The sequence below is a fragment of the Acinetobacter sp. 243_ASPC genome, assembly GCF_001054715.1.
Taxonomy (GTDB): Bacteria; Pseudomonadota; Gammaproteobacteria; order Pseudomonadales; family Moraxellaceae; genus Acinetobacter; species Acinetobacter soli.
Window position 1 is genome coordinate 1 of the sequence record NZ_JVOR01000129.1, and the last position, 8,611, is coordinate 8,611.

Sequence of the window (8,611 nt, forward strand, 5' to 3'; positions counted from 1 at the left end):
AACAATCCGATCTGTACAAAAATACCAGACAGCTCAAGCGTATGCTCCGTATCAGTGCCACGGTCTTTATATTTCAGACCCGTCACCTGACTGCCGTCTCCCACCACTTCAGTGGATAAAGCATGCGTGATCACGGTGGCATTGCTCAAACTGTTCAGCTTGTCTTGCAAGACCTGATCGGCACGAAGTTTGGTATCAAACTCAATCAGTGTCACATGCTCAACAATTCCCGCCAGATCAATCGCAGCTTCAACACCCGAGTTACCGCCACCAATCACCGCTACTTTCTTGCCTTTAAACAACGGACCATCACAGTGTGGGCAGTATGCAACACCACGGGTGGCATATTCATCCTCACCCGGAACATTCATCTTTCTCCAGCGTGCACCAGTAGAAAGAATGACGGTTTTCGATTCAACTGTAGCGCCATTTTCAAGTTCAAGATGTACCAGACCATTTGCGGTTTGATCTGCACCGGTGATTTTGCTCACACGCTGCAAGTTCATGATATCGACATCGTATTCACGAATATGTGCTTCCATATCGGTGGCAAACTTCGGCCCCAAGGTTTTTTGTACCGAGGTAAAGTTTTCAATGTCCATGGTGTCCATGACCTGACCGCCAAAGCGCTCTGCGATCATACCGGTACGAATGCCTTTACGTGCGGCATAAATGGCCGAGGTTCCACCCGCAGGGCCAGCACCGACCACCAGCACATCAAAGGCAGCTTTGGCATTGATGGCCGCAGCGTCTTTTTCAGCCGAATTATTGTCGAGTTTAGCTACAATCTCTTCAAGCGTCATGCGGCCCTGACCAATATGCTGACCGTTTTGGAACACCATCGGCACAGCCATGATCTTGCGTTCTTCAACCTCATCCTGGAAAAAGGCACCATCAATCATGGTGGCTGTTGCATTCGGGTTATAAATGGCAATCAGGTTGAGGGCCTGTACCACATCTGGACAGTTATGGCAGCTTAACGACACAAATACATCAAAATGATCGCTCACCTGCAAGCCTTTAATCTGCTCTAAAAGCTCAGGCGCAACTTTAGGGGCATAGCCTGATACCTGTAGCAACGCCAGAATCAATGAGGTGAACTCATGGCCCATTGGCAAGCCAGCAAAAAATACACGTGGCTGTTCACCCGCTTTGGCAATACCAAAGCTTGGACGGCGTGGATTCTGGCCATCAAAGCGAGCCGTTACACGATCAGAGAGTTCTGCGATTTCAGTCACCAGTTCTTTGATCTTTGCGGCTTTATCCGAATCATCGAGCGCAGCAACCAGTTCGATTGGGCTTTCTAAGCGTTCTAGGTAAGTTTTAAGTTGAGTCTTGATATTTTGGTCTAACATGCCTAACAGCTCCAAAGGAGTAAATAATTTAACTTGTTGAGAAGAATAAGATAAATGCATTGATAGGGGAAACGGTATGTTTTTATCAATACAATCGGTTTTTTGAATAAATACTAAAATCGAGCTTCAATCCGCCGAATACGAGCTTTAAGGTTTACATTTAAACCATAAAGTATTGCCCCAGCCAAAAACGCCACAAAGCTTAATCCCCAGCTCAATCGCTGAGTGACCTCACTGATACGTGCTGCTTGACGTGCTTGCGCATCGATACTTTGCGCCATCGGTGTGATGCTTTTTCCGTAAACTTGATGCTGAATGGTCCACAATTGCTCGCGTTTGAGGCCGTATTCAAAGAAATGTGGATCCGTGCGTTCGGCACGAATCAGACTACTGGTGTAGGATACAGCAGCATCCTTGTCTATGGGACGATGTAACAGCGCAGTTTGCGCGAGTAAATAATCTTTGACGGGTTGAGGTGAATGGGCTTGTTGTAAATATAGAAAAATCGGACTGGTCTGAATGCGCTGATCATATTGAACCAACTCAGCATACGCTTGCGCTTCATCACTTTGCTGATGATATTGGAGAAAGGTTAAGCCAGACCAAATCAAAATCCACCCAATGAGCCATGCCACAAAGCGTAAAATCAAAGATTTAAATCGGACTTTAAAAAAACGGAATTTTTTAAGTAACCGTACAAAAATAAAAGCACCAAAAAAACTCACCGTAAGTTTGAGTATCAACCACCCTAACCATGACAATAAGGTCATTAAATAATCGGGTTGCTCATCGACAAACAATTGCCCCTCAAACCCTGCTGGAATATGAAGCTGCTTGATTTGTGTACTCAAATCAAAAAAACCGTAAATGACGGGCTGAAGTGCAAATGAAAACAATACCGCAAGTGCACATACACTGAGTGCAGCAATCCCGAATATACTCAAGCCACGCTGTCTTTTTTTCAAATTGACAAGACGAGCTTGGATATCTTCGGGGTGAATGGGGTAATGTTTGACCGATGGCAATGTTTTCTCCCAAAGCGTATTTCAATCAAGTTTCTGTTTTGGTGCGACTTGAATCAATCACCAGTTGCTGCAAATTATCTTGTAATGCACGTAAACGAACGGTAGCTTCATCGCGCTTTTGCATGCCCTCTTTTTGAATCTGAATCACATCATTGACCGTTTTAATCAGCGTATTTTGAACGTGCTCAAGTGTTTCAATATCAATAACAGATCGTTGATTGGCCTTCGCGGTGTCAATTGAATTTTGATGTAGTAATTCTGCATTACGTCGTAAAAGTTCATTAGTGGCATCATCAATATGTTTGGCAAGCTGCACACTGTTTTGTTGCTCTTGCAAGGAAATTGCCAAGCTAATCTGATTTTTCCAAGCGGGTAATGTAATGTTTTTTATGGCATAAAATTTATCCACTAGCATTAAGTTATTCGATTGAATAATCCGGATCATAGGCAATGTCTGCATGGCGGATTGCTGCAATACTTGTAAATCACTCACACGCTTTTCAAGATTATTGGATAAATGATTTAAATCGTAAATGGCCTGAGTATGCTGCTGAGCATTGGAATCTTCGGTTAATTGCTGAATTTGTGCTTGTAATTGTTGCTGCTTGATTTTTCCTGCTGCAACCAAAACCCCGAGTTGTTTGTGTTCATCTTGTACAGCTGTAAACATTTTATCGAGAGTATTCACTCGAGTTTTTAAGCCGATTTGCGTGGTCTCGATCTCTTTAACCAAGCCATCAATCTGCTCTTTAGTATTGACAAAGTTTTGATCAAAGCTTTGTTTTGCGCCCTTCATACGATTCAGAAGTCCGCCAATCAGTGGAATGGTCGAGGTTTTAGGTTTATTTAAAATACTTGAAGTGTTGAGCTGTTTGGCCACGTGTACCACTTCGTTCAATTTCTTACCCATTTCATCGAGATCCTTACTACGCACCAAGTGTAAAAGCTCGTCGGTATATGCAGAGGTTACGCTGGCAATGTCTTTACCATATTCGGCAACAGTAGCGTGATTTAAATCTGCAAGCTCACGATGAGCATCCTGCACATGAATAAAATCCTCCGGCTGTAAACCTAACGCTTTTAAATCCAATCCATCAAATTCATGCTGCGTGAGAGCAGTGTCGGATTTCATCACATTCGGCTGTTGGTCTGACTCGAACTGCGTCATGGTTCTACCCTCTTTTCTAATGATTGTCTTAAAATAGTTAATAAACTTTCGCGGCTATGATCAAGTTTTTGCAATTCAAGTGCCGAGCTGTTTTGCATACTTTGTTTCAAATGATATTGCCAAGCCGGAATCAGTACTTGCTGAGCTTCTTTAAAACGATCAAGCAAACCAAACGAGAGCTGTTGGGTTAAAAACATTTGCGTGATGGCAAGATCATTACTGGCTTGTAGTGTTTGCAAACTATTGATTTTTTTAGATAGCCGCTCTGAAAAGTGATCGAGTGGATGCTGATGGCGGATAAAAGCAGGATACTCACCCAAAAATTCTTGTGCAGCCACGATATAAAGTGCCATTTGTTCGCGCAGACCAAGTAACTGTTGAATTCGTGATTGTGATTTTTGAATTTCGACTGCAAGCTGCTGACTCAATCGATCCGCCTGCTCGATTAATGCATCTAATCCATGCAAATAATTGAGTTGTGTCTGATCATGCTCGATGTCTACGCCAAACCATTTTTGTAAACGATTAAAAGATTTTTTCTTAATGATCTTGTCAGATTTAGACAATTTATCAATCAAATGAGAAATCACACGACTTAAATCATGCGTAAGTTCAGGCGAAATTTGGTTCAGCAATACAGCCTGAGCTTGAATCAGCTGATCGGCATAGTGATTTAGTCGGTACGGATTGTCGAGTAGTGGCACAAGATCCATACGTTTGATCGCCAAGACCTGTTTTGGGTCTGTATCAATCTGATCAAGCGGAATTAATGCATTCAACTGAGCCATAACCATGAATTGAACTGATGAATACCATCATAGGATGATTTTAAGTAAACACCTAGATGATAAACTTAGCAAGATGATGGATTTATGTTAAACATTTTTTACACACCCCAAAAACCGATATAAAAAAAACCTCCCGGATGGGAGGTCTTTTTTTCAGTATGACTTAGTTCGCATAAACTGGGAACTTCGCACACACTGCTTCAACTTTTGCTTTTACTTCAGCGATCACGCTTTCGTCGCCTTTGCTATCAAGTACATCAGCAATCCAGCCCGCCAATTCACGCGTTTCAGACTCGCCAAAACCACGCGTAGTTACCGCTGGAGTACCAATACGGATACCAGAAGTCACAAATGGTGAACGCGGATCGTTTGGTACAGCGTTTTTGTTAACGGTGATGTTGGCAGCGCCTAACCATGCATCAGCTTCTTTACCAGTGATGTCTTGTTTGATAAGTGACAACAAGAACAAGTGGTTGTTTGTACCACCCGATACGATGTCGTAACCGCGCGCAATTAAGACATCTGCCATAGCTTGCGCGTTTTTCACAACTTGTTGTTGATACGTTTTAAATTCAGGCGTCATTGCTTCTTTAAAGCAGATTGCTTTTGCAGCAATAGCGTGTACAAGCGGACCGCCTTGATTGCCTGGGAATACAGCAGACTGAAGTTTCTTCTCGATTTCTTCATTTGCTTTCGCCAAGATCAAGCCAGAACGTGGGCCACGAAGTGTTTTGTGAGTCGTTGTTGTAGTAACGTCCGCAATTTGAACTGGGTTTGGATACACACCAGCTGCAACCAAACCAGCGATGTGTGCCATATCAACAAATAGATATGCACCCACTTGATCCGCGATATCACGGAAACGCTGCCAGTCGACAATACGGCTATAAGCAGAGAAACCAGCAACGATCATACGTGGCTTGTGCTCAAGTGCCAAACGCTCAACTTCGTCGTAATCGATTTCACCAGTTTCTGGATTTAAACCGTACTGTACAGCATTGTAAGTTTTACCAGAGAAGTTAACTTTTGCACCGTGAGTCAAGTGACCACCGTGTGCAAGGCTCATACCCAAAACCGTATCGCCTGCATTTAAAAGTGCAAGATATACCGCAGCATTTGCTTGTGAACCAGCATGCGGTTGAACGTTTGCATAGTCAGCACCAAAAAGCGCTTTTGCACGGTCAATTGCAAGTTGTTCGATTACATCTACATATTCGCAGCCGCCGTAATAGCGTTTGCCCGGATAACCTTCTGCATATTTATTGGTAAGCTTTGATCCTTGCGCTTCCATCACCGCAGGAGAGCAATAGTTTTCAGATGCAATTAACTCAATATGCGCTTCCTGGCGCGCATCTTCAGCTTCAATTGCTTTGGCCAATTCTGGATCAAATTCAGAAAGAGAAATGTTGGCAAACATTAGCGAGGGTCCTATGTAGTAGGGCTTTTAAGCCGTGCTAAGATTGGACGCTATTGTATCATGAAGTTTGAGTTTAAGCAGGGCGAAGTTGCTCAGTTATGCATAAAAATGGCTCATCCTGCGCGGATCAGCCATTTTGCCATAAAAAGATTAACTTACTGGGTAAACAAAGTATTTACGTCGGTGACAATATTGGAGATATTCAAGCTATACGCACTGCCGTGTGTCCAAGTCGGATTGGTAATAAAGTTGATATTCGTACCGGCTAATTTTGCTTCCGTAACAAGCTTGTTGGTTGCAATAAATGGCACCGTAGTATCGGCCTGCCCCTGATAAATCTTAATAGGCGTTGAAACTTTAACTGTTAGTGGTTGCCCATCTGTACTGGTAAAATTTTTCACTACAGGTAAATTGAGAAAGCCATCCTGAGTACGACCATAGCCAGTTAAGCTATTGTTGTTCTGATTAGCATACGCTGTCAGCCCTACCGCAAATGATTGTGCCAAGGCTGGCGCACAGACACTTTCTGCTTGAGCGGCAATTTTATCTGAAGGGCTTTTAAAAATTTGACTGTATTGCAAGGACGGATTTGGATTGCGCAGTCCGGCAGTAATTAAGGCTGTGTAAGTATCTAAATTGGTATATGTTGGAATTTGCACAGCCACAGGCTGGTTTGCAGCTGAGAGCTCCCCTGCGTTTAAAATAAGATCCAGATTTGATGCTGGTGCTACAGCGATTGTACCTTTATAGGTCAGCTTTGCACGCGACGCATACTGCGCTGCCCCGAGCGCGGCTTGCCCACCTTGCGAGTGCCCCACTGCGACCCACCTTGTGGCAGCTTTTGCTCCCAAATAGCTTTTTGCTGCTACAACCGCATCGGTAATTGAATACGCTTCACTTTTTACATTTAAGAAAGGATGAATTTCTTTACCATTCGGCTCTCCCAATCCTTCATAATCTGGTGCTACAACAACATAACCCTGCGCCAGCAACTGAGTGATCATGGTTTTTACATTTTCATCCATGACATTACGACTTGGCGCACAAATATCAGCCACACCTGTCGTTCCATGTGCCCAAGCCACAATTGGCCAACCTTCACTTGGTGGTGTACCTTTTGGTGTGAAAACCAGTGATGTTGCCAATACTTCTTGCCCACTTATTCCGAGCATTTTGTAAGTCATGACCACACTTTCACCAGCAACCTGATCCATACCAGATTGAGTATACGCTGTAGGTATTCCTACAACAGGATTCTGAATATTATTTTCAGGCACATTACTTGATGAGCTTGATGAATCGGAGTCACTACTATCATTACAGGCGCTTAGAAAAATACAGGCACTGAGTGTGGTTAAAACCATGAGATGTTTTTTCATTGTTGCTTTGTCCTTTAAGCTTCTTTGCTGATTGTATTTATTTTCTGTTTAAACATAGCGGAAAAGTTAGCGGTTCACAAGCATCGCTTGCAGGTTGATCAAACCACCTTTTAAAGGCTTTGCCTGATTACAAGAGAATGATAAATTGACAAATCACCTGTCAGCTTACTGAGCAATATGAACGCCATTATTTTAGATACCGAAACGCATCAGTTAAATGGTAATCCAATTGAAATTGCTTATGCGCCTGTAGAAATCTTTGAAGGTAAATTAACGCTCGACAAGAGTGAGCTATTTGATCAACTTTATAGTGTAGATGAGCCGATTTCATATGCTTCAATGGCCGTTCATCATATTCTAGAATCTGATCTGGAGCATCAACCACATTTCACGACCTTTTCTTTACCTAAGCAAACACAATACATTATTGGACATAATGTCGATTACGATATCAAAGCAATTGCGAGATGTGGTGTCGATACCTCACAGATTAAGGCAATTTGCACATTGGCACTTGCGCGTAAAGTGTGGCCACAAGCTGAGGCACACAATATATCTGCGTTGATTTATCTAATCTCAAAAGGCAGTACAAAAGCACGAGAAATGCTTAAAGGTGCCCATCGTGCCGATGCAGACATTATTCTGACAGCCAATATACTGATGCATATCGTACATCATTTAAATATTTCAAATATCGACGCCCTTTATGTCGCCTCGGAAGAAGCACGAATTCCTGAACAAATTAACTTTGGTAAACATCGTGGCACTGCTATCAAGGATTTACCACACGATTACGTGCAATGGCTACTACGTCAGGATGAACTCGATCCTTATCTAAAAAAAGCCTTGGAAACGAAGGCCATATCATAAGTGAAATCCTGCCAGATTTTATAAAAAACAAGTTATATATTTAAGGTCGATTACTGATAAATGATAGACCTTATAACTATATAAGTTTTAAAAACTCGATCTTGAGTTTGATTTAGATGCGATTGGTCTAAGTATATCTATGCTATTTTTGCATAGATGTACTGAAGCCACTCAACAATTTTAATTTTAGTATAATTTTAAGGTTTTGTTTTTTATGATTTTTATTTTAAAAAATAAAACCAAGCTATTACATGACGACTGGCACGTCTAAAAAATAATCGAACTACGACTAAAGACGAAGAAACATTTAATGAAATTCTTAGTATGATGCTATGAATTTTCAAAATATGCATATTTATAATTCTTATGGATATGCAAGATTTAGCCCTTTAGCCCATCTCGATGGGCTCTTTTTATTTGTACGCCAATAAAGATCAATTGCTTACAATTGATGATTTAATAAACATAAGAAAAACTTCTGTGTATGAGTCACTTTACCCCAGGCCTTTTTTTGCCTATGATGTGCTTCGCATGCGCTCGTAGCTCAGTTGGATAGAGTACAGGTTTCCGAAGCCTGGGGTCGTGGGTTCGATCCCCGCCGAGCGCACC

At 42.2% G+C, this 8,611-nt stretch carries 7 protein-coding genes and 1 tRNA gene; 2 read left to right on the plus strand and 6 right to left on the minus strand.

From position 1 onward, the window contains the following. The 6 genes from ahpF to ADA42_RS16410 form a co-directional block, all read right to left on the minus strand. The coding region (ahpF, locus tag ADA42_RS16385; protein ID WP_048766282.1) for an alkyl hydroperoxide reductase subunit F at positions 1-1,355 on the minus strand (1,355 nt) is incomplete at its 3' end. Positions 1,356-1,468: 113 nt separating this feature from the next. Next, entirely contained in the window at positions 1,469-2,380 is a 912-nt protein-coding gene (locus ADA42_RS16390; protein ID WP_048766285.1) for a hypothetical protein, read from the minus strand. Between the two features lie 25 nt (positions 2,381-2,405). Further along, positions 2,406-3,512 carry a toxic anion resistance protein gene (locus ADA42_RS16395; RefSeq protein ID WP_171249946.1) on the minus strand — a complete coding sequence of 369 codons (1,107 nt, stop codon included), beginning with the start codon at positions 3,510-3,512 and terminating at the stop codon, positions 2,406-2,408. Between the two features lie 32 nt (positions 3,513-3,544). Further along, complete coding sequence (locus tag ADA42_RS16400; protein ID WP_048766291.1) at positions 3,545-4,336, minus strand: hypothetical protein; 792 nt, start codon at positions 4,334-4,336, stop codon at positions 3,545-3,547. 163 nt (positions 4,337-4,499) lie between these two features. Then, positions 4,500-5,753 carry a serine hydroxymethyltransferase gene (glyA, locus tag ADA42_RS16405; RefSeq protein ID WP_004938470.1) on the minus strand — a complete coding sequence of 418 codons (1,254 nt, stop codon included), beginning with the start codon at positions 5,751-5,753 and terminating at the stop codon, positions 4,500-4,502. A gap of 155 nt (positions 5,754-5,908) precedes the next feature. Then, positions 5,909-7,132 carry an alpha/beta hydrolase gene (locus ADA42_RS16410; protein ID WP_048766294.1) on the minus strand — a complete coding sequence of 408 codons (1,224 nt, stop codon included), beginning with the start codon at positions 7,130-7,132 and terminating at the stop codon, positions 5,909-5,911. A 177-nt stretch (positions 7,133-7,309) separates the two neighbouring features. Here ADA42_RS16410 and ADA42_RS16415 point away from each other — a divergent pair, with 177 nt between their 5' ends. Together ADA42_RS16415 and ADA42_RS16420 are read left to right on the plus strand one after the other, a co-directional pair. Next, positions 7,310-8,002, plus strand: a complete 693-nt coding sequence (locus ADA42_RS16415; protein WP_004947909.1) for an exonuclease domain-containing protein — start codon at positions 7,310-7,312, stop codon at positions 8,000-8,002. A 533-nt stretch (positions 8,003-8,535) separates the two neighbouring features. Beyond that, positions 8,536-8,609: transfer RNA gene (locus tag ADA42_RS16420), tRNA-Arg, on the plus strand. Positions 8,610-8,611: the final 2 nt, after the last annotated feature.

Bases quoted from the DNA above. Each gene is read 5' to 3' on its own strand.
- ADA42_RS16395 (WP_171249946.1), bottom strand. From the start codon at position 3,512: ATGAAATCCGACACTGCTCTCACGCAGCATGAATTTGATGGATTGGAT.
- ADA42_RS16400 (WP_048766291.1), bottom strand. From the start codon at position 4,336: ATGGCTCAGTTGAATGCATTAATTCCGCTTGATCAGATTGATACAGAC.
- glyA (WP_004938470.1), bottom strand. From the start codon at position 5,753: ATGTTTGCCAACATTTCTCTTTCTGAATTTGATCCAGAATTGGCCAAA.
- ADA42_RS16410 (WP_048766294.1), bottom strand. From the start codon at position 7,132: ATGAAAAAACATCTCATGGTTTTAACCACACTCAGTGCCTGTATTTTT.
- ADA42_RS16415 (WP_004947909.1), top strand. From the start codon at position 7,310: ATGAACGCCATTATTTTAGATACCGAAACGCATCAGTTAAATGGTAAT.